Annotated in this window: 17 protein-coding genes; 5 read left to right on the plus strand and 12 right to left on the minus strand. The window is 54.5% G+C overall.

Annotated features, from left to right (window positions below; translation table 11 throughout):
* Positions 1-47: 47 nt before the first annotated feature.
* The 4 genes from P2R09_RS21435 to aaeX all read right to left on the minus strand — a co-directional run bounded on the left by P2R09_RS21435 (position 48) and on the right by aaeX (position 4718).
* Complete coding sequence (locus P2R09_RS21435) at positions 48-1499, minus strand: NAD-dependent succinate-semialdehyde dehydrogenase (protein ID WP_275772793.1); 1452 nt, start codon at positions 1497-1499, stop codon at positions 48-50.
* A gap of 113 nt (positions 1500-1612) precedes the next feature.
* Positions 1613-3565, minus strand: a complete 1953-nt coding sequence (gene aaeB / locus P2R09_RS21440; RefSeq protein WP_275772794.1) for a p-hydroxybenzoic acid efflux pump subunit AaeB — start codon at positions 3563-3565, stop codon at positions 1613-1615.
* Positions 3566-3574: 9 nt separating this feature from the next.
* Complete coding sequence (gene aaeA / locus P2R09_RS21445; protein WP_008925808.1) at positions 3575-4507, minus strand: p-hydroxybenzoic acid efflux pump subunit AaeA; 933 nt, start codon at positions 4505-4507, stop codon at positions 3575-3577.
* A 7-nt stretch (positions 4508-4514) separates the two neighbouring features.
* Positions 4515-4718 carry a p-hydroxybenzoic acid efflux pump operon protein AaeX gene (gene aaeX / locus P2R09_RS21450; protein ID WP_003855277.1) on the minus strand — a complete coding sequence of 68 codons (204 nt, stop codon included), beginning with the start codon at positions 4716-4718 and terminating at the stop codon, positions 4515-4517.
* A 232-nt stretch (positions 4719-4950) separates the two neighbouring features.
* Here aaeX and aaeR point away from each other — a divergent pair, with 232 nt between their 5' ends.
* Positions 4951-5868, plus strand: a complete 918-nt coding sequence (gene aaeR, locus P2R09_RS21455) for an HTH-type transcriptional activator AaeR (protein ID WP_275772796.1) — start codon at positions 4951-4953, stop codon at positions 5866-5868.
* Positions 5869-5901: 33 nt separating this feature from the next.
* Here the strand turns inward: aaeR and tldD are convergent, their stop codons facing one another.
* The 8 genes from tldD to csrD form a co-directional block, all read right to left on the minus strand.
* Positions 5902-7347 (minus strand): metalloprotease TldD, encoded by a 1446-nt coding sequence (gene tldD, locus P2R09_RS21460; RefSeq protein WP_275772797.1) that lies wholly within the window; start codon positions 7345-7347, stop codon positions 5902-5904.
* A 64-nt stretch (positions 7348-7411) separates the two neighbouring features.
* On the minus strand, positions 7412-11251 hold the full coding sequence (gene yhdP, locus P2R09_RS21465; protein WP_275772798.1) for an AsmA2 domain-containing protein YhdP: 3840 nt from the start codon (positions 11249-11251) through the stop codon (positions 7412-7414).
* Between the two features lie 150 nt (positions 11252-11401).
* Entirely contained in the window at positions 11402-12871 is a 1470-nt protein-coding gene (gene rng / locus P2R09_RS21470) for a ribonuclease G (protein ID WP_003855268.1), read from the minus strand.
* Positions 12861-13454 carry a Maf family protein gene (locus P2R09_RS21475; RefSeq protein WP_003855266.1) on the minus strand — a complete coding sequence of 198 codons (594 nt, stop codon included), beginning with the start codon at positions 13452-13454 and terminating at the stop codon, positions 12861-12863. The genes rng and P2R09_RS21475 overlap by 11 nt, the downstream gene beginning before the upstream one ends.
* A gap of 8 nt (positions 13455-13462) precedes the next feature.
* Positions 13463-13951: a rod shape-determining protein MreD gene (mreD, locus tag P2R09_RS21480; RefSeq protein ID WP_003855265.1), complete on the minus strand. Its 489-nt coding sequence runs from the start codon at positions 13949-13951 to the stop codon at positions 13463-13465.
* Positions 13948-14967 (minus strand): rod shape-determining protein MreC, encoded by a 1020-nt coding sequence (mreC, locus tag P2R09_RS21485; protein ID WP_003855263.1) that lies wholly within the window; start codon positions 14965-14967, stop codon positions 13948-13950. The genes mreD and mreC overlap by 4 nt, the downstream gene beginning before the upstream one ends.
* A gap of 148 nt (positions 14968-15115) precedes the next feature.
* Positions 15116-16159 (minus strand): rod shape-determining protein MreB, encoded by a 1044-nt coding sequence (gene mreB, locus P2R09_RS21490; protein WP_003855260.1) that lies wholly within the window; start codon positions 16157-16159, stop codon positions 15116-15118.
* Between the two features lie 311 nt (positions 16160-16470).
* A complete protein-coding gene (gene csrD, locus P2R09_RS21495) occupies positions 16471-18420 on the minus strand; it encodes an RNase E specificity factor CsrD (protein ID WP_275772799.1) in 1950 nt (649 codons plus the stop codon).
* Positions 18421-18704: 284 nt separating this feature from the next.
* Between csrD and msrP the strand changes: the two genes are divergently transcribed.
* From msrP to accB, 4 genes are all read left to right on the plus strand, one after another.
* Positions 18705-19709: a protein-methionine-sulfoxide reductase catalytic subunit MsrP gene (gene msrP, locus P2R09_RS21500; RefSeq protein WP_275772801.1), complete on the plus strand. Its 1005-nt coding sequence runs from the start codon at positions 18705-18707 to the stop codon at positions 19707-19709.
* Positions 19710-20315: a protein-methionine-sulfoxide reductase heme-binding subunit MsrQ gene (msrQ, locus tag P2R09_RS21505; RefSeq protein ID WP_003855248.1), complete on the plus strand. Its 606-nt coding sequence runs from the start codon at positions 19710-19712 to the stop codon at positions 20313-20315.
* A gap of 232 nt (positions 20316-20547) precedes the next feature.
* Positions 20548-21000 carry a type II 3-dehydroquinate dehydratase gene (gene aroQ / locus P2R09_RS21510; protein ID WP_008925813.1) on the plus strand — a complete coding sequence of 151 codons (453 nt, stop codon included), beginning with the start codon at positions 20548-20550 and terminating at the stop codon, positions 20998-21000.
* Positions 21001-21025: 25 nt separating this feature from the next.
* The gene (accB, locus tag P2R09_RS21515; protein WP_003855242.1) at positions 21026-21487 is read left to right on the plus strand and encodes an acetyl-CoA carboxylase biotin carboxyl carrier protein; all 462 of its coding nucleotides are present in this window, start codon (positions 21026-21028) and stop codon (positions 21485-21487) included.
* Positions 21488-21492: the final 5 nt, after the last annotated feature.

Here is a 21492-nt window from a genome sequence, read left to right on the forward strand (position 1 = left end):
CCCATGCTCCGTCTGCGGGCGGCCTTTGCCGCCCCCGTTCATGTCCGCTAGTTCAAACCGCCCAGATGCAGCGCTTTGACTTCCAGATACTCCTCCATGCCAAGTACCGAGCCTTCCCGGCCCAGACCCGACTCTTTAACACCACCAAAGGGTGCCAGCTCGGTTGAAACAGCACATTCATTAATACCGATCATGCCACTTTCCAGCGCCGCTGAAACACGGAACACCCGTTGCAGATTTTGAGTGTAAAAGTAAGCGGCAAGGCCAAACGGCGTATCGTTGGCCCGGCGGATGACATCCTCTTCGTCATCAAAGCGGAAACAGGCGGCCACCGGACCGAACGTCTCTTCCTGGGCGAGTTGCATACCTTCGTGTGCCTCGGTAATTACGGTCGGCTGCCAGAAGTTGCCGCCCAGTGCATGACGTTCGCCGCCCGCCAGTAGTTTGCCACCTTTCGCTACCGCGTCTTTAACGTGCTGCTCAACCTTCTCCACTGCTAATGCTTCAATTAAGGGGCCGACAATGACGCCCTCTTCCATCCCATTGCCCACCTTCAGCGCGTTTACTTCGGCAACCAGTTGTTGTGTGAAGCGATCATAGACGGCATTGTGAATGTAAAAGCGATTAACGCTGACGCACACCTGGCCCGCATTACGAAATTTGTTGGCAATCGCACCCTGAACGGCAGCATCAATATCGGCATCGTCGAACACGATATAAGGGGCATTCCCGCCAAGCTCCATCGATACTTTTTTCATGGTTTCGGCGGCATTGCGCATCAGCAGCTTGCCCACCTGGGTAGAGCCGGTGAACGAGATTTTGCGCACCACTTTGCTGGCCATGATTGCATCGCTGATAGCATGAGTATCACCCGCGACCGCGTTCAGTACGCCATCTGGCACGCCAGCCTGCTCCGCCAGTGCCAGCAAGGCAAAGGCGGAAAGTGGCGTGTTGTTGGCGGGTTTGATAATGCCGGTACAGCCTGCTGCCAGAGCCGGGCCCAGTTTGCGGGTCAGCATTGCCATCGGAAAATTCCACGGCGTGATGGCAGCCACTACGCCAATCGGCTCGCGGGTTGCCAGAATACGGGAGCCTGGTTTTGCGGGTGGAATGATCTCACCATTAGCTCGTTTCGCCTGCTCGGCAAACCACTGGATAAAACTGGCGGCATACTCGACTTCCCCTTCCGCCTCTTTCAGGGGCTTGCCTTGTTCGGTCGTCATTAGCTGTCCAAGCCAGCGCTTATTCTCAATGATCAACTGATACCAGCGAGTGAGAATGTCAGCGCGCTCTTTCGCGGTCTTCGCCCGCCAGGCAGGAAAGGCACGTTCTGCGGCGGCGATTGCCTGTTCCGTTTCAGCTTTACCTGCTTTTGCCACCTGTGCAATCACCTCACCGGTTGCCGGGTTAGTGACGTCAAAAGTGGAGGCAGCCTGATGCCACTGACCGTCCGCTAAATAGCCGGTTCGGAACAGTTCGCTCTCTTGCAGTGATTTCATTGATTTGCTCCTGTCAGTTTTACGCTTCCGTCTGAAGAGTATAGTTGGCAAAAGCGACAGATTTTGTGTCGGGCGGGGATTGCGCTGGCCGCTGCAGGTGACAGCGGCCAGTTTCAGATTTGGATGAGCGTGTTCTGATACTTATCCAGCATCATCGCCAGTCGTTTTACGGGTTCGGTTACGCTGACGGGTGCATCGTAATGGACCAGTTTCTCCTGATAGACATCCAGTTCCTTCAGCAGACGCTCAAAGTAGTAACGGCGCTTGTCGTCGCTGCTGGCGGAGATCACCCGATCTGCGGTGTAACGCAGTTGTCGGTGATACGCAGAGAGGTCTGCGTTAACCGGCACGTCTGCATCACGTAAGCGCTGATGGCCAATAATCAGTGTCAAAGCGATGCGATATTTATTGATATCGCCTGGAAACAGATTCAGCAGCAAAAACAGTTGCTGATAGAGCGCTGGCAAATGGTTTTCACGCCGCCGCGCCTGATTGGTGGTCATGGCGGAGACGGCCGCATACATAAAGCGATTAAGCAGTTTGCGTCCGGTGCGCGCCTTTGATTTATCACGAATTAACAGGATCACCATCATCGCCACAAAGCAGCCGATAACCTGTCCGAGCACGTTGTCCAGAAAGACATTGGTGTGAAATTGCATCGGATTATCAAGAACCACGACGTTGAGGGTACCAATTAACGCGCCCAGGGTGCCGATCTGACGCCGCTGAATAAAGATGCCAGCGATAAAGCCCAGCACGCCAATTGCGATACAGAGCAGCAATGCGCTCTGCTGAGTAGCAGGGAGAACATACATAAAGTAGAGCGCACCCAGCGGAACCGCGACTGTCATGCCGTAGAGAAAATCTTTGGCCATCATCAGTGGATTAGGCATACGCATTGCCAGTGCGGTGATTACCGCCAGCATCACCATACAGCCACTGCCTGAGGTCCAGCCGGTATAAAGCCAGAACAGTGAACCCAGCGCGGTGGCAACGAAGGTACGAATACCGTTGATCATGGCATGATGTGTTTCAGCGGAACGCGCCTGAATTACCACTTCCCGCTGTAAAATCTCCTCTTCCAGCGAGGTGATTCGGCTGTTGCTTTTGATACCATTGAGCAGCAGGAGATATTCAGTGGCAGTACTAACCCAACTGGCCAGCGTGACCGGCGTCGATTTGCCACTGGCGCCGATCACCCGCCGCATCACTTTCATCCGCTTATGCACCTCTTCAACCGTCGACGCGGGCTTTTCAACCATCAAACGATATTGAGGCGGAATGTAGTCAGGGCGAGAATTCTGAATGAGGAAGGTTTCGGCAGCCTGCGTAATCAGCGTCAGCGACAACGTGTTCAGCATCTGCAAGCGGCGGTGACTGTTCTTCCAGCGTGATGACTCCATCATCAGCTGGCTGCGCATGCTGTTCAGGGCTGAAGTGCGACGCACCAGGGCTCCCCATGCTTTGTCGACCTCTTCTTTATCACCATGTGCGAAACAGAGTTGCAGCAGGTGATAATGCGCCACCAGCAGCGAATCGACTTCGGCGTCGATCACTTTTTTGATTGAACGTGGCGAGAAGATCATGTCGGCCAGAATGGCACACAAAATACCGAGAACGATTTCACTGCAACGCTCAACGGCGTATTGCGGCACCAGTGTCAGACCGCCGCTGGCGTTGGCCGTGACCACAATAATGAGCGCCGTGTAGCCCGCCAGTCCCAGTGCGTAAGAGTTTTCAACTTTGATCAGCGACGAAAGCCAGACGCAGAGCCCTGCCCAGATGCAGCACAGCAGCAGCATCACGACCGGCGCACGAACGGTGGCAATCATGATGGTCAGCGCGGCAATACAACCAATGAATGTCCCGATAATACGCAAAACACCGCGATAACGCAGCGCCCCGGAATAGGGATCACCACCGGCCGCAAACGCGGTGCCGCCCGCCACGATCCCGGCGGTCATCACTGCCCAGCGTGGCGTTTCAAGGTTCAGGTGGAACCCCACCATCAGCGCTAACACCAGCGCAAAGGTGAGTTTTACCGGGAAACGCAGAAACTGGATCATATCGCCCTCTTAACCAAACTCACGCAGGCGATTAAACAGTCGGATCATCGGTGACACCTGTTCAGGCTGACGATCGACCTGACCCGTTATCACCACCGTTGCCGTAGTTCCTGCCGGGAAGCGGTTACCTGGCTGGTCATCCAGCCGAATTCGCACAGGCACACGCTGCGCCAAACGGACCCACTCCAGGTTAGAGTCCACTGTTGCCATGCCTTTACTGTCGACCGAGCTGCTGCTATTGGTTACGCCAGCCGCCACACTATCGACCGTGCCACGCAATACAATGTTGCTGCCAAGCGGCGTAACTTCCGCACGGTAACCCTTCTCAACACCGTGCAGTTTGGTCTCTTCCAGGTAAGCCAGTACATAGAAGGAGTGTTGCTGAACCAGCGCTACTGCCACAGAACCGCGGGTAATAAACTCACCCTGGTAGACATTAAGGTTAGTGACCCAGCCGTCGGATGGCGCTTTTACAGTGGTGCGTTCAAGGTCAATCGCCGCCAGATCGCGTGTTGCCACCGATTTCGCCAGCTGATGCTCACTGGTTTGCAGATCGTTATTGGATTGCTCGATAGCCTCGCGCGACATCGCGGAGGTGCCAAGCTGATTTCGGCGTCCGGCTTCGCGACGTTTCTCACTCACCAGCGCCTGATAGTACTCAACATCCGCCTGTGCCTGATCAAGCGCTTTTTGATAGCGCGGCCGATCAACCACAAACAGCGTATCGCCCTTTTTAACCAGCTGATTGTCGTGTACCGGAACATCGGTAATGAGGCCGGTGACGTCAGGTGAAATCGCCACCACGTCTGCCGCGAAACGTGCATCCCGGGTCCAGGGCGATTCGGTGTAGAACACCCAGGCGCGGAAAATGATTACCACAGCGATGATGACCAGCAGAATAGTGATCGCGTAGCGCGCGATTTTTCTTATGAGTGCTTTCACTTCAACCTCAGACTAATAAACGGGAGACAAGGTAAAACACACAGCAGTAAAGCGCTGTATTAAAAAGTGCCGGATGCCAGACAAGATCGTAGATACCGCTCGGCGTGAGCACACGTTTCACTAACCAGAACAGCATCAGTGAAATAATAAGTTCGATGAAAACGGGCGGAAAAGAGAGCCCAAACATGACAAATACCGGAAGCACACTCATCAAAAATCCTTAGTTCGACCTTGCCGGGATACTCCTTTGCCTTTTCAGATGTCGCGGGAAAACCATCTGGCAGCGCTATCCGAACCGCAGCTGGCTTAATAATAGCGTATCATCGAAGGGTATCAGGCAATGAAGAATCACCGGGAAATACCCCGGCGCGCATATAGTAACGCGCCTGACTATACGTTTTCTACAGAATGTGATCTAAATCACTTTTAAGCCAGAGTAAATAATGGAACGACTGAAAGGCATGTCTGTCTTCGCCAGAGTGGTCGAACTGGGTTCGTTTACCGCCGCGGCACGCCAGCTTCATCTTAGCGTCTCATCAATTAGCCAGATTGTCGCGAAACTGGAAGATGCATTGCAGGTTAAGCTGCTGAATCGCAGCACCCGCAGTATCGGGCTGACCGAAGCGGGTAAAATCTATTATCAGGGTTGTCGGCGTATGCTGGCCGAAGCGACGCAGGTGCATGAGCAGCTCTACGCGTTTAACAATACGCCAATTGGCGAACTGCGAATTGGCAGTTCCTCAACCATGGCGCAGAATGTGTTAGCCGGCATGACCAGCGATATGCTGCGGGAATACCCGGGACTGAGTGTGAATCTGGTTACCGGTGTACCGGCGCCGGATTTGATTGCAGATGGTCTGGATCTGGTGATTCGGGTGGGCGTACTAAAAGACTCCAGCCTCTTTTCACGTCGTCTTGGTGCCATGCCAATGGTGGTGTGCGCTGCAAAAAGCTATCTGACGCAGCATGGCACGCCCGAGAAACCAGCTGACATCGATAATTTTTCCTGGCTGGAATATAGCGTACGTCCCGACAACAATTTCGAGCTGATTGCGCCGGAAGGCCTGGTGACCCGCCTGTCACCGCAGGGACGATTCGTGACGAATGATTCACTGACGCTGATCCGCTGGCTGAAGTCGGGCAATGGCATCGCCTATGTGCCAATGATGTGGGTGATTAATGAGATCAACGCGGGCGAGATCGATATTCTTTTTCCGCAGTATCAGTCCGATCCGCGACCGGTCTACGCGCTCTATACCGAGAAGGATAAGTTGCCGCTTAAGGTGCAGGTTTGTATCGATTACCTGACCGGCTATTTTGAACAGGTGGCTGAACAGTATCAGCAGCACCGTAAAAGCTAACAACCCGCCAGGTGGCGGGTTGTTGAGGTCACATCAGGCGGTGCCGCCGATGGTCAGTTTATCCAGCTTCAGCGTAGGCTGACCGACACCGACCGGCAGGCTCTGGCCCTCTTTACCGCAGACGCCCACGCCTTTATCCAGCGCCAGGTCGTTACCCACCATCGAGATCTGCTGCATCGCTTCAATGCCGGAGCCAATCAGCGTGGCACCTTTGACCGGTTTGGTGATTTTGCCGTTCTCAATCAGATAAGCCTCTGAGGTTGAGAAGACAAATTTGCCGGAGGTGATATCCACCTGACCGCCACCAAAGTTTGGCGCATAGAGGCCGTACTCAACGCTTTCAATAATATCCTGCGGCGATGATTTGCCTGCCAGCATATAGGTGTTGGTCATGCGCGGCATCGGCAGATGTGCGTAGGATTCACGGCGTCCGTTACCGGTCGGGCTGACGCCCATCAGTCGCGCATTGAGCTTGTCCTGCATGTAGCCTTTCAGCACACCATTCTCAATCAGCATGTTGTACTGGCCGGGAACGCCTTCATCATCCACCGCCAGTGAACCGCGCAGCCCTTCAAGCGTGCCGTCATCCACCACGGTACAGAGTTCAGACGCAACCTGCTGACCGATTTTACCGCTGAATACTGAGGTGCCACGGCGGTTAAAGTCGCCTTCCAGACCGTGACCAACTGCTTCATGCAACAGGACGCCAGGCCAGCCCGCACCCAGCACCACCGGCAATGCGCCGGCAGGTGCCGCCACCGCAGAGAGATTAACCAGCGCCATGCGCACCGCTTCACGCGCCCAGGCATCAGCGCGCACTTCGCCATTTTCATCTTCAAGGAAGAACGTATAACCGGTACGCGCACCGCCGCCGCTTGCGCCGCGTTCACGCTTGCCCTGATCTTCAACCTGAACGCTGATAGAGAGGCGAACCAGCGGACGAACGTCAGCCGCCAGTGTGCCGTCAGTCGCGGCCACCAGCACATGCTCGTAAACACCGGTCAGGCTGGCATTGACTTCCTGCACGCGCGGGTCAGCCGCACGGGCCACTTTATCAACGCGATGGAGCAGGGCAATTTTATCTTCACGTGTCAGGCTGCTCAGCGGATCGACCGCAGAGTAGAGCGAACGGTTCATTACGGCAGAGAGCGTGTGTGCCTTGCCATTTCCCTGTTCACGTACGATGCTACGTGCCGCTTCAGAGGAGAGACGCAGTGCATTCAGTGTGATCTGGTCTGCATAGGCGAAGCCGGTTTTCTCCCCGCTGACCGCGCGCACGCCCACACCCTGATCGATATGGTATGAGCCATCTTTAATAATTTTATCTTCCAGCACCCAGGATTCGTGAAAGCTGGATTGAAAATAGAGATCGGCATAATCCAGACGACGTTCTGAAAGCTGCCCTAACAGGGAAAATAGGTCCTGCTGATTAATGCCGTTAGCAGTCAGTAACTGCTCACTTACCAGGTTCAGAGTCATCGTTTCTCACTCATTATGTGCTCAGATAATCATAGCCTGCGGTAATTCCGGTACTGCGTCAAATTCACTTGTTGTCTGTTTCACGCGGTTTACGCAGCACTTCATTGATTTCCGGCTTATCCAGGGGGCCACTGATGTGATAACGCAGCAGCGATATCTTGTTCCAAAGGGGTCCCAGAACTTTACTGGCGGCAAACACCGCCGCGCCAATCACCGGATTGATGGCAAAGGCGGTTGCCACGCCGACTGAAGCGGATATTTCGGGCGCCACCACTGCTTCCATGTCAATCTGACGTTTTACCAGGTCGAGATTGCCCTGCATGGCGATATCGGCTTCCAGCCCATCCACCAGCAGGTTATCGGTGCGCATCCTGCCGTTTTCGATCCAGGCGGTGCCGTTAATTGAATCGAAATAGAACGAGTTGGTAAAGGTGTCGCTGAAGTCGAAGCGCAGCTTACGCAGCAGCGCATCAAAACTCACCAGTCGCAGGATTTTTCCCGCTGTGCCCGTGTTTACATCCGCAATCTGGCCTTTGCCAAAGTGGGTCTTCAGGGTACCGCTCAGCGTCTCTGCGGAGGGCTGCCAGGGGGCAGAGCGCCAGTGCAGGTCGTAAGCAATATCAAATGGCGCATCGCGCAGCGGCGTGTTGACACCAAACCAGTTGGTCGCGTTATTGATATTCGGGCCTTTAAGCGTCCCCTTCAGCGAGGTGCGCTGGTCATCGGGACGGTTAATCCACTCACCGTTAATTTTAAGCTGCGAACTGCCGGTATCCACTTTGCCATTAGTAAGCGCTAACTTATCTCCTTCAGGTTGCAGCGCCGCGGATACCTGACCATATTTTTGGCCGAGCACCCAGCATTCTTTACAGCGTAATTGCAGGGCGGGCCACTGGCTGAAATTAATGTTTTTGGCTTGCTGAGGAGACGCTTTGCCGCCTTTATCGGCATCACCTGCATCATTACCCCACTGCGGATTGTAGTAGAGGTAATCCAGGTTCACCTGCCACGGCGCTTTAGGTGCCATTAGCAGCGCACCACGCAACTCTTTCGCATTGACGCTGACCTGGCTATTGCCGGCTGAACCCTGCGCCAGTGTCGCCTCAACATCATGCCATTGCTGCCCGGCCAGCGTGACTGCCGGACTGCGCAGCGTGATGTTACCCGGCAGCGTGACGCCGCCCGTCTGGAAATCGCTACCGCCGCCTGATGCGCGCGTCCCCGCAGAACCTCCGGCAGCCATCATCGCGACCCAGGCCTCGCCATCCAGCGCAGGCAGGTTCAGCACCATGCCAGCATGATCGGGCAGAGCAGGCGTTTTCCGGGCATCATTCAGCCAGATGCCGCGGTCAACACGCAACGTCGGCTCCAGCAACCAGCGGCTGTTAAAACGGTGGTCTTCATCTATGCTGCCACTGAGATCGAAATGGTTCAGGTCACCGCTGGCCTGAATGGCAATTGGCATTGCCTCACCGGCATTTTTATCGAGCGGTGCAGGTAAGTGACTACTTACTTCTTTGGCATTACCGTTCAGCGCCACGTCATAACGCGCCCCGCCATAATGGGGCAGCGTGATATTTACGTCGCCCTGCCAGGGGAGATGCCCGCCCAATTGCTTACTGACAGCTGCCGGGACCTCGCTGATTTTAGCGGGTTGCCAGTCGCCCTGAAGTTTGACGTTCACGCCAAAGTCGTCCGGGTTCTCTTTGGTGCTGAAACGGACGCCCATCGGCTGACCAAACCAGTTTGCCCGCAGATCCTCACTCTCCAGATTGCCATTGTCGTAACGGAAGCGGCCTGAAAGGTTATTGATCGTGGTTTTTAACGGCTTGATAAACAGTGAATTATTGTTCAGATCGACATTGCCACGGGCGTGCACCTGCTGGCCATCCAATGGAATATCCAGATTCAGATGCCCCCCGACGCGGCCTTTGATTTCCAGCTCCGACAGCGCGGCACCCAATGAAGGTTTCAGCGGCGTCTGATCGAAATAGTCCGCGATCTGCGGGCCTTCGCCGCTGATATCCCCGTCGATGATCAGTTTTTCTTTAAGGTAGTCCGGGATCACCGCCGTGACATTATGCGCGTCCACCTCGCCCAGTCGGGCAATGGGTGCTTTCATCCACAGACCGTCGTTCAGGAAGTTAAGGTCAATATCGAGATTGCTCAACGCCGGCCATTTGGGCTGAAACGCATAGGTCGCCTGGCGAAGCGGCACCCAGACCTGGAACATGCCATCATTGTGCTTGAACGGGAATAGCGCCGGATTACCGGCAAACAGCAGCGTGGCATTGTCCACCCTGCCACCCTTCACTGCCCCACTCAGATAGTGCGTCAGGCTGTTACCCATCAGCGGTACCGGGAAGTAGCGCCAGGCATCGCCCGCATCGGTAAGCCGGATACCGGCCAGAATATCCAGACGGGGTTCACCACCGCTATTCTGCTGATAGCTGAAATCCCCACGCGCCCAGAGCGAGCGAGCCTGCAGGTCAAGGTTTTCACCCGCCAGCGTGAGGCCATGTTCATCACGCAGCCACCGCACCGCACCGGTCACGCGCTTAATCTCTAAGGGGGCCTGGAACATATCGCCATAGGGAACGGTTGCCGCTCCCATATCTACACTGACCTGACCATTGCTCAGGCTGCCGCGCGCTTCACCGCTTAAATGGCTGATGCCCGGCAACAATTTCCAGGGCTGCCAGCTGAAATCACGCCACTTTACCTGGACGCGGGTTTTTTCAGGCTGCTGTAAGGGAATATCCAGCGCCAGGCCATCGACGGTGCCCTGGGGCTGCAGCGTCTGCCAGTTTTCAAACAGCGCCGGAGAGAGCGGCGCAAACAGCGGAACGATAGGTGCAATATGACTCAAAACCAGTTGTGTCGCGCGAACACGTACTTCCGGCTGACCATCCGGCCCCAGCAGCTGTTTATCCTCAGGACGCCATAACAGAGAGAAGTGGCCGGCGGGCCATGACTGGCCGTCAGTGCTGAGCCGCGTGTGCGGCACATTGACGACCCAGCCATTCTGGAAGCGTGACAAATGCGCGGTCAGCCCATCGACGTCTATGCGGTGTCGTCCGGTCTCGCCCTGCCAGCTGGCGCCCCCCTTGCGCAACAGCAGATCACCGGCATAAATGTCGCCATCACGCAGGTTGACCCAGGCTGCCAGGCTGAAGCGGGCGCTGTCCAGACGGGTGTTATCGCGCACCCAGCGGCCCAGCCATGGACGCATGTCGACGTCGTCGGCCTGCATCCAGATGCGGCCATCATTGAGTAAACCGTTGCTGTCATTGAGATCGAGCCGCACCTGAACCACGCCATGCTGGCCGGTAAAGCTCGACAGACTGACTTCACCCTCGGCCCGGTGGCGGTTGTCTTCATTGACCCAGGAGAGTCGCGGAATCGCCAGTTCAGCATGCTGGCCGGAAGGGGTGCGGAAACGGATGGTGCTATCCCGCAGGTCGAAGTGGTCAAACTGACGCAGAAAGAGTTCATTAATCTGCGCCGGACGGAAGCTGTTTTTCTCTTTGTCGTTGTCGAGTAAAGGACGATTAGTCTCGAGGTGCAGCTGCCAGAAGGTCAGATCGCGAAACTGCCAGCGCCAGTGCAGCAGGGATTGCCAGACGTCGAGCGCCAGATTGATGCGATTGATCGAGAGTTTACCGTTCTCCTGCAGATCAACGTTGAGATCGCGTACCTGAAGAGTCGGGCCAAAGTTCTCCCACTTGCCCTCTAACTGGCTGGCGTTAACCGGCACACCCGTGCGGTCAGAGATGAATTGCAGAAGGTTGCTGCGATAGCTGTCGAGATGCGGCATCACCAGACGCAATCCGCTGACCAGCAGCGCGACAATCACGATGATTGCCGCGACCAGCAGTAACAAAATCCTCGGCAACTGCCTCACGCACGCCTCTCCTTGTGTTCCGTAAACGACGGATAGTTGGTTCTTAATACCCGACCGTCTTCAGATGAAAGCGTTAAAAGCGCGCATTTTATCTCAAACAAGGGCGATTTTTCAGCCCGATTTCCGAAGAAACCGGTATTCGGACTGGTGCTACATCATCACCACATCGAACTGCTCCTGAGTGTAGAGCGCTTCGACATGGACTTTAACCTGCTTGCCGACAAAGATTTCAACTTCAGCCAGTGCATGAGACTCATCGGTTTTTAACGCTTCACCGACCGTCGGTGAAACATAGACCAGGAAACGGTCAGAATCATAGGCGTGGTGAACCCGGACAATTTCACGCATGATCTCATAGCAAACCGTTTCAACAGTTTTCAGCGTGCCGCGCCCTTTGCAGACCGGGCAATCCTGACATAGAACGTGCTCAATGCTTTCACGGGTACGCTTACGCGTCATTTCCACCAGACCCAACGCCGAGAACCCATTGATACCGGTTTTAACCCGATCTTTACTGAGTGCGCTTTCCAGCGAATGCAGTACCCGGCGCCGGTGGTCTTCATTGCTCATGTCAATGAAGTCGATAATGATAATGCCTCCCAGATTACGCAGTCGCAGCTGACGCGCGATCGCCTGAGTGGCCTCAACATTGGTATTAAAGATCGTCTCATCCAGATTGCGATGGCCGACAAACGCACCGGTGTTGATATCGATAGTCGTCATCGCTTCGGTCTGATCGATGATCAGATATCCGCCTGACTTTAGTTCAACTTTGCGATCCAGCGAGCGCTGAATCTCATTTTCGACATCAAACAGGTCGAAAATAGGCTGTTTACCGTTGTAAAGCTCCAGCTTGCCGGCCATTTCCGGGATATACTCACCGGTAAATTCCACCAGCATGTCGCAGGTCAGACGGGAGTCGACCCGGATGCGATCCAGCGCAGCGCCCGCAAAATCACGCAGAATACGCTGGGCCAGCGCCAGCTCGCCGTAAAGCAGGCAGCGGGTCTGGTTGCGCTTTTTACGTTCGCTGACTTTGGTCCAGAGACGTTTGAGAAAAGCCGCGTCCTGCGCCAGCTCCTCTTCTCCAATTCCCTCTGCGGCGGTGCGGATGATAAAGCCACCGAGGTCGTCGCAGTAGTCAGCCACCACCGCTTTAAGCCGATCGCGCTCTTTCTCACTCTCAATACGCTGAGAGACACCAACATGCGATGCGCCCGGCATAAAGACCAGGTAACGCGAAGGCAGGGTAATGTCTGTCGTCAGCCGGGCACCTTTAGTACCCAGCGGATCCTTGACGACCTGAACCACCAGATCCTGTCCCTGACGCACCAGCTCAGCGATATCACGCACGATGAAGTTTTTCTTTTCGTCACCCGCCACACATTCAGTATGCGGCATGATGTCAGAGGCGTGCAGAAAAGCCGCTTTTTCCAGACCGATATCGACAAAGGCGGCCTGCATGCCGGGCAGAACACGACTGACACGTCCTTTGTAAATATTGCCAACAATGCCGCGCCGCGCTTCACGCTCAATATGTATTTCCTGAAGGATGCCGCCGTCAATATAGGCTACACGCGTTTCAGAAGGCGTGACGTTAACCAGTAATTCAGCCGTCATGTTGACCTCTTACAGCACGCAGTGACTGGAAATGGCTGATCAGCTCCGCTGTCTCAACCAGAGGTAATCCGACCACTGCATGGTAGCTTCCATTAATTTTGCGGACAAAGTTTCCTCCCCTGCCCTGAATACCGTATGCACCTGCTTTATCCATCGGTTCGCCGGTAGCGATATAGTCGTCGATGTCGGTCTCCGTTAAGGTGCGGAATGTCACATCAGTGGTCACAACGCAATCCAGCGCCTGCTGGCTGTCGGCCAGCGCTACCGCCGTCATCACCTGATGTGTATGGCCCGAGAGTTTGCGCAGCATCGCGTGGGCATGGGCGGCATCGCGGGGTTTTTCCAGCACGTCGCCATTCAGCACCACGATGGTATCCGCGCCCAGCACCGGCAGATCCTGCGCGGCCAGTCTGACACCTGCCTGCGCTTTGTCGTTTGCCAGACGGCGGACATAAATTTCCGCCGCTTCGTTTGGCTGACGTTGCTCTTCAACGTCAGTCACGATGCGCTCAAATGTCAGGCCAAGTTGAGTTAACAGCTCACGACGACGCGGTGAACCGGAAGCAAGATAAAGGGTTACCATAAATTTCCTTATTGAACAGCGAACTGACGACGAATTTTTCTCATTAATAAGAATAGCCAGGGCCAGAGAATACCGTCGACGACACTGCTCCAGAAAATTTCAGGTCGGAATGAAACGTTGATTACCAGGAATTCTGCCCAGAAGACAATCACATCCATCGCCAGTGACAGCACCATAACCATTAACGCTTGCTGCCACAACGCTAAGTTGCGGAATAACTGGAACTTAAAGGCAATCAGGTAGGCGATGATACTGAGCGCCAGCGCACGCACGCCAAGCGTCGATCCGGCAACCAGATCCATGATGGCACCCAGCACAAATCCAGTACCGACATTGACCCGATGTGGCAGTGCGAGAACCCAATAGATGAGGATCAGTAGCAGCCATGAGGGCCGGAACATATAAATCTCTTCCGGCCACGGCATGATTTGCAGGACTAACGCAACCAGGAAAGAGAGCCAGATGACCCAGCGTCCCTGGCTACGATATCGACTCAAGGCTGGCCCCCGCGTGAACGCGAGGAGTTGCTCTGTCCGCTGCTGCTGGCAGACGGAGCAGGCGGTCCCATCTGAGCGGCAGGCGCTGGCGGGCCCATTTCACCGGCAGGCGGTAAAACCTGCGGCATCATCTGCATCAGACGCTCGTTCGCAACGCGGTGCACTTCATCCTGCGGCAGTGGCATATCGCCATTGCGGTCAGCGCCCCACAGCAACAGCAGGTAACGCAGACGCTGCAGACCGGCGGTCGGATGGGCCTGAATCACCGTGTAAGCGCGCTGGGTGTCCACTTTCACAGAGGAAACCACACCCACCGGATAACCTTCAGGGAAACGACCACCAATGCCAGACGTCACCAGCACATCGCCGACACGAATGTCAGTATTACCCGGCAGATGTTCAAGCTGAAGATCTTCATTACAGCCGTTGCCGGCGGCAATCACACGAATGTCATTACGCAGCACCTGAATCGGCAAGGCATGAGATGCATCACAGATTAGCAGAACACGGCTGGTGAGTTGTCCGACCGCGATGACCTGCCCCACCACACCTTTGTCACTGATGACCGGCTGACCTTCATAGACACCGTTCACGCTGCCTTTGTCGATCACAACCTGGTCGGTGTAAGGATCGGTGCCGGTGGAGATCACCTGCGTCACCATCTTTTGCTCATCCTGACGCAGCGGTGAACCCAGCAGTTCACGCAGACGTGCGTTTTCCTGCTTATATTGCCCCAGCATTAGCAGGTTACTGTTTTTCAGGAAGAGTTCACGACGTAACGCTTTGTTTTCCTGCTCCAGTTGCTGACGCGATGCCAGCGACTCGGATACGCCATCCAACAGCTGACGTGGTCCATTGGCCAGGAAGTAAAACGGACTGACCGACGTATCCAGATAGTTGCGTATTTGGGTAAAAGAACCCACACGGCTGTCGGCAATAATAATGGCAATCGCCACAATTACCGCCAGAAAAAGACGCAACTGCAGGGAAGGCCCCCTGCTAAAAATCGGCTTCATATAATCTGCGTGATCCTCGACAACAGGAGAGGAAGCGACGGCAAAAAACCGTGCCTCCCTGGGCTGAACGCACTGTACCGGCACAGATATCGCCGGTTCACATGCCACTCCCTCGCATGATCATTGCGTTCTCAGCCGGTTGAGGCAATTATTCTTCGCTGAACAAATCGCCGCCATGCATGTCGATCATTTCCAGCGCCTTGCCGCCACCGCGAGCCACACAGGTCAGCGGATCTTCAGCAACCACAACCGGAATGCCCGTCTCTTCCATCAGCAGGCGATCCAGGTTACGCAGTAATGCACCACCACCGGTCAGCACCATGCCACGTTCCGAGATATCTGAAGCCAGCTCAGGCGGACACTGTTCAAGGGCAACCATCACCGCGCTAACGATGCCGGTTAATGGCTCCTGCAGCGCTTCCAGAATTTCGTTGGAGTTCAGCGTAAAGCCGCGCGGTACACCTTCTGCCAGGTTACGACCACGGACTTCAATTTCGCGGACTTCATCGCCCGGGTACGCTGAACCGATCTCATGCTTGATGCGTTCTGCGGTCGCTTCGCCAATCAGTGAACCGTAGTTACGACGCACATAATTAATAATAGCTTCATCGAAGCGATCACCACCAATACGGACTGATGAGGAGTAGACCACACCGTTCAGGGAGATCACGGCCACTTCTGTTGTACCACCACCAATGTCGACGACCATTGAACCGGTTGCTTCAGAAACGGGCAGACCTGCACCAATCGCCGCAGCCATGGGTTCTTCAATCAGAAAGACTTCACGCGCGCCTGCGCCCTGAGCCGATTCACGAATCGCACGGCGTTCTACCTGGGTCGCGCCAACGGGCACGCAGACCAGCACACGTGGGCTGGGACGCATAAAGCTGTTGCTGTGAACCTGCTTGATGAAGTGTTGCAGCATTTTTTCGGTCACGAAGAAGTCAGCGATAACGCCATCTTTCATCGGACGGATAGCTGCGATATTGCCTGGCGTACGGCCGAGCATCTGTTTGGCGTCATGACCCACGGCCGCGACACTTTTCGGCGAACCGGCACGGTCCTGTCGAATAGCGACCACGGAAGGCTCGTTCAGCACGATGCCCTGTCCTTTTACGTAAATCAGGGTATTCGCGGTACCCAGGTCAATGGACAAGTCGTTGGAAAACATGCCACGAAATTTTTTAAACATACTAAGGGATAATCCTGCAAGCTGGGGGCGGAAAATAAAATCCGCTTACTTTACCAACCACACGAAGCTGCCACAAGGCGCAAAAACGTTCTGCTTCGGTGAAAAAAGACGCCTGATTGCGTTTAAGTCATCTGAACCGACGATCTGCAACAGCAGAATGCCGACCAGACGCCATCAGCACTGCTTTTCACGCGTTTTCCCTGCGCCATGCCCGACATAAAATCTAACATTTCCGGCAGCAAGGTCAGGGATTCAGATGCGGCTAAACATTAAAAAAAACCGCAAATTGTCGCTGTTACGACGGCAATTCATTAAATACGGTAACGTTGAGAATATTTCTTCACGTTACTGTTTACCGGAAGCGAAGAGGCAAAAAAGTCTCCCTGTCCGCCTGCGACACCCAGCGCCACTAATGTCTGCCACTCCGCCTTTGTACGAACACCCGTTGCAAACACCTGAATGCCAGTGCATTTACAGACTTCAAGCAGGCTCTGCACAAACAGCTGATTTTCTGTTCGCCGCTCAATATTACGGACCAGACCCGCATCAAGCTTGATCAGTTCCAGTGGCAGCTGTCGTATATAGGCGCTGCTGACCACAGTCAGACCCGCCTGATTGACGGCAACCCGGCAGCCAAAGGCTTTAAGTGCGCGGAATACTGGCGCTAAACGGTTGATGTGTTGACATACATCTGCCTCGGCAAGTTCAAATAAAAATCGTTTTCTTTGTGCTTTCGGACACTGCAGCAGCATATTCTGCAGCCAGACGACAAATGGACGCTGCAGGAGCGAGGTTATTGTCACCGGGATGACCAGCGTCTCTTCCGGCCAGAGTTCTGAGAGTGCGGCAATGCGGGTCATCAGTTGGCGATCCCAGGCATCAGCCATCCCCAGTTGCTGAACCAGCGGCATATATTCTGCGGCCAGCACCTCTTTATCGCCATCGAAGATGCGGGTCAGCATCACCCGATGCTGAACTTTACCTTCAATATTAACGGTGGGTTTGTGGTAAAGCCTTGGGCCACCCCGGCTGAGTGTGTTCTCCAGCAAGGTTCGCCAGCGCACACTTCCGCGTCCGGCATCCTGAGGATTTCCAGCACCGTTAGTCCAGTTGTTACCGCCCAGCAGTGCCGCTCGTCGGGTGGCCATTTCAGCATTTTCAATTACCTGCGGCACGGTCTGCCCGCTGTGCCAGGCACTGATACCGATGTGGATCAGATCATCACGATTCACCATGCGCATCGGCGGCAGAGAATCGACAGCATTAATAAGTTGATCAGCAATACTGTTAGCCTCTTTGAGGCTGCGATGCGGCAGTAATACGGCAAAATCACTGCGGAAATAGCGTGCCAGTAAAGCGCCAGGATAGCGCAGCACAAAAGTAGAGAGCATGTTGACGAAATTAAACAGGTACTCTTCAACCAGTCCCTGCTCCAGCCTGTCTTTCAGTGTGTCCAGATCGGGCAGACGCACCATCATCACAACACCGTGAGTGCCGACATTTTCCTGATCCTCCAGCAAAGTCGCGAGCTGGTTGTCAAAGAAAAGTCGGTTATTAAGACCGGTACGCCCATCCTGTGCGGCAAAGGTGCGGATTAGCGTGTCGATACGCAGTCGCTGTTCGCCCGCTTCCTGCAGATCCGCCAGCAAGAGATCCATGGCACGGCTCGCCCTGGGAGGCCACTCATCCGTACCACGGTCTGGCACGATTCCACGCTCACCGTTGATAATCGCCTCTGCCCGTGCTTCAAAATTTTCCATGCCGCGCCACTGCCGACTGAGCCAGCGATGCATCATCAGCAACAACAGACTCATCACCAGCACAACGGTAAACAGGATGCCCAGCGTGTAGGTTCCGGTGATAGAACGTAGCCAGGTTTTAGCAGGATCCAGGGTAACGACCCGCAGCTGTAAGCCGGTTTGATGCATTAACGGCACATCGACCTGAAAAAAACGATTGGGCTCGTCTTCCAGCATCTGATTTTCGTGTCGGGAGAGAGTGAGAAAAGTCTGTCTGCCGTCGTGAAGAGAAATCTGCTCAGCATTCATTATCGGCATCAAACGCGTAAGCCAGCCGTGCAACGCTGCGGGCGACTCAGTGAACATCGCCTGATCGACCTCCGTCGCCAGCACCTGCGCCCGATGCTCAACCCGCTGATGGCTGAACCAGAAAACACTTAATGCGCAGCCAGCCAGCATCAACGACATTGCCAGCAAGCTTAAAAAGGTAATAAACGCAGATAATTTTGTGGTTAATCGCATCCCTGTGCCTATATTACTGCGGTGATAACCGGATCATCCGACCTTGTACCCTTAGCCTGACGAAAACGCGAGCAAAATAGCATAATTTGCCCCTGCCGACAGCGCCTGGACGCATGAAGCCGAAGTATATCCTCGGGATATCATCGCAGGTGTTAATCCCGGCAACTTTCAGTGCATTCTCATCGCCGTGCTCAGCCAGGAAATTTCACATTTTCACAGCGAAACTGGCTGATATCAGCGATAGTCATCATGCTGGATGATGACATCCTGTCTGGAGAAGCCCAATGAAACGCATATCCCACCTGACCGAAGCCGACGTAACGCCGGAAAGCATTTTTAACCTGAAGCGCCGCCAGGTGCTGAAAACGCTGGGACTGAGCGCGGCGGCAATGGGTATGCCGGGCGTGGCGAATGCCGATATTCTTAGCTGGTTTAAAGGTAATGACCGTCCACCCGCGCCCGCTGGCCGGGCGCTGGACTTTACTAAACCGGCGAAATATCAGGCCGAACTGACCTTAACACCTGAGGATAAAGTCTCCGGCTACAACAACTTCTATGAGTTCGGGCTGGATAAGGCCGATCCGGCTGCCAATGCAGGCACGCTGAAAACTGCCCCCTGGAAACTGACCATTGATGGCGAAGTGGCTAAGCCTGTGACGCTGGACATGGATGACATCTTCAAGCGGTTTGCTATGGAACAGCGAATCTATCGCATGCGTTGCGTGGAAGCCTGGTCGATGGTCGTGCCCTGGATAGGCTTTGAGCTGAATAAGCTTCTTTCGCTGGCGGAACCCACCAGCAAAGCGCGCTTTGTCGCCTTCCAGACGCTTTACGACCCGGAGCAGATGCCGGGCCAGAAAGATCGCTTTATTGGCGGCGGGCTCAACTATCCCTATGTAGAAGGTTTACGCATTGATGAAGCGATGCACCCGCTGACGATACTGACCACCGGTGTCTATGGCAAAGCGTTGCCGCCGCAAAATGGCGCACCGATTCGTCTGACGGTACCGTGGAAATATGGTTTTAAAGGCATCAAGTCGATTGTGAAAATCACGCTGACCGACAAACAGCCGCCAACGACCTGGAATCAGATTGCTGCCGACGAGTATGGCTTTTATGCCAATGTGAATCCCCATGTTAATCACCCTCGCTGGTCGCAGGCGACAGAGCGATTCATTGGCCCTGGCGGCAGTCTGAAGGTCGAACGCCAGCCAACGCTGTTGTTTAACGGTTATGCCGAACAGGTAGCGTCACTCTACCGGGGCATGGATTTACGGGAGAATTACTAGGTGGTCCGCCTGTCGCTAAAACAGATCACATGGCTCAAGGTGATCCTGCATCTGGCGGCCCTGTTGCCGCTGGTTTATCTGATTCTGGCAGCAATGCAGGGTGGACTGAGTGCGGATCCGGCAAAAGATATTCAGCATTTTACCGGCCGCATGGCGCTGAAACTGCTGCTGGGGACGCTACTGGTTTCACCGCTGGCACGTTACGGCAGGCAGCCGCTGTTAATCCGTACGCGTCGTCTGCTCGGCGTATGGACCTTTGTCTGGGCGTCCCTTCATCTGCTGAGCTATTACCTGCTGGAGCTGGGCGTGGACAATCTGCGTCTGCTGGGCAGCGAACTGATCTCCCGTCCCTACCTGACGCTGGGTATTATCAGCTGGCTGATATTACTGGCCCTGGCGGTAACCTCTTTCCAGCGCGCTCAGCGCAGACTCGGTAAGCGCTGGCAAACCCTGCACAACGCGGTCTATCTTGTCGCGATCCTTGTGCCGATTCACTATATCTGGTCGGTGAAAATCCTGTCACCCCAGCCACTTATCTATGCCCTGCTTGCTGCGATACTGTTAGCCTGGCGTTACAAAAAATTTCTCAAATGGTGGTCCCGCTAGCGCTTCACCCGTTGTTTTCCTCTGCCGTTTTCTGATAAAAGATGTGGCCCGCAGGCTACATCCGATCATCTTCGCAGATAAGACCAGTATTTTGCTGCGAAATGACACGAAACGGATATAATGCCCGGCTTTATTGCTCGTCGGGTCTTCTTTTTAGCCCCGAAAGGTGACAAATGAAGATTCGCAAGGTATTTTACGCGATGCCTCAATGATTGCGGGAGATGGCAGCACGATGGCGCATAAATTACATATTCTGCTTTTGAACGGGCCCAACCTTAATCTGTTGGGAACACGTGAACCTGAGAAGTATGGTCATACCACGCTTAGTCAGATCGTGGACGATTTGACGCGTCAGGCAGACCAGCTGAATGTGGAGTTGAGCCACCTGCAGACCAATGCTGAATTTCAGCTGATTGATCGCATTCATGAGGCCAAAGGCAATGTGGATTACATCATCATTAATCCTGCCGCGTTTACCCATACCAGTGTCGCACTGCGTGATGCCCTGCTGGCGGTAGAAATACCGTTTATCGAGGTTCATCTCTCTAATGTGCATGCCCGCGAGCCCTTCCGCCATCACTCCTATCTTTCTGATGTTTCTGCTGGCGTGATCTGTGGGCTTGGCGCTGACGGCTACACATGGGCTTTACAAACGGCAGTAAAACGCCTGTCTCAATCTCATTAATCAAACTGAGTACGGAACCCCACTCATGGATATTCGTAAAATTAAAAAACTGATCGAACTGGTTGAAGAGTCTGGCATTTCTGAGCTGGAAATCTCTGAAGGTGAAGAGTCCGTTCGCATCAGTCGTGCCCCTGTCAATACGGGTTACCCGATGATGCAGCAGGCTTACGCTGCGCCGGTTCAACAGCCTGCTCTGGCAACAGCTGTAGCCCCTGTTGCAGCGGCTGCCGAAGCGGCACCGGCTGAAATCAGTGGTCACATCGTGCGTTCACCGATGGTAGGGACCTTCTACCGTACGCCGAGCCCGGATGCGAAAGCCTTTGTGGAAGTTGGCCAGAAAGTGAATGCTGGCGATACCTTGTGCATCGTCGAAGCCATGAAAATGATGAACCAGATCGAAGCTGATAAGTCAGGCGTAGTGAAAGCTATCCTGGTTGAAAGCGGTCAGCCGGTCGAATTTGACGAGCCACTGGTTATCATCGAGTAACGGGG

The organism is Pantoea sp. Cr_R13 (assembly GCF_029222565.1).
GTDB lineage: Bacteria > Pseudomonadota > Gammaproteobacteria > Enterobacterales > Enterobacteriaceae > Pantoea > Pantoea eucalypti.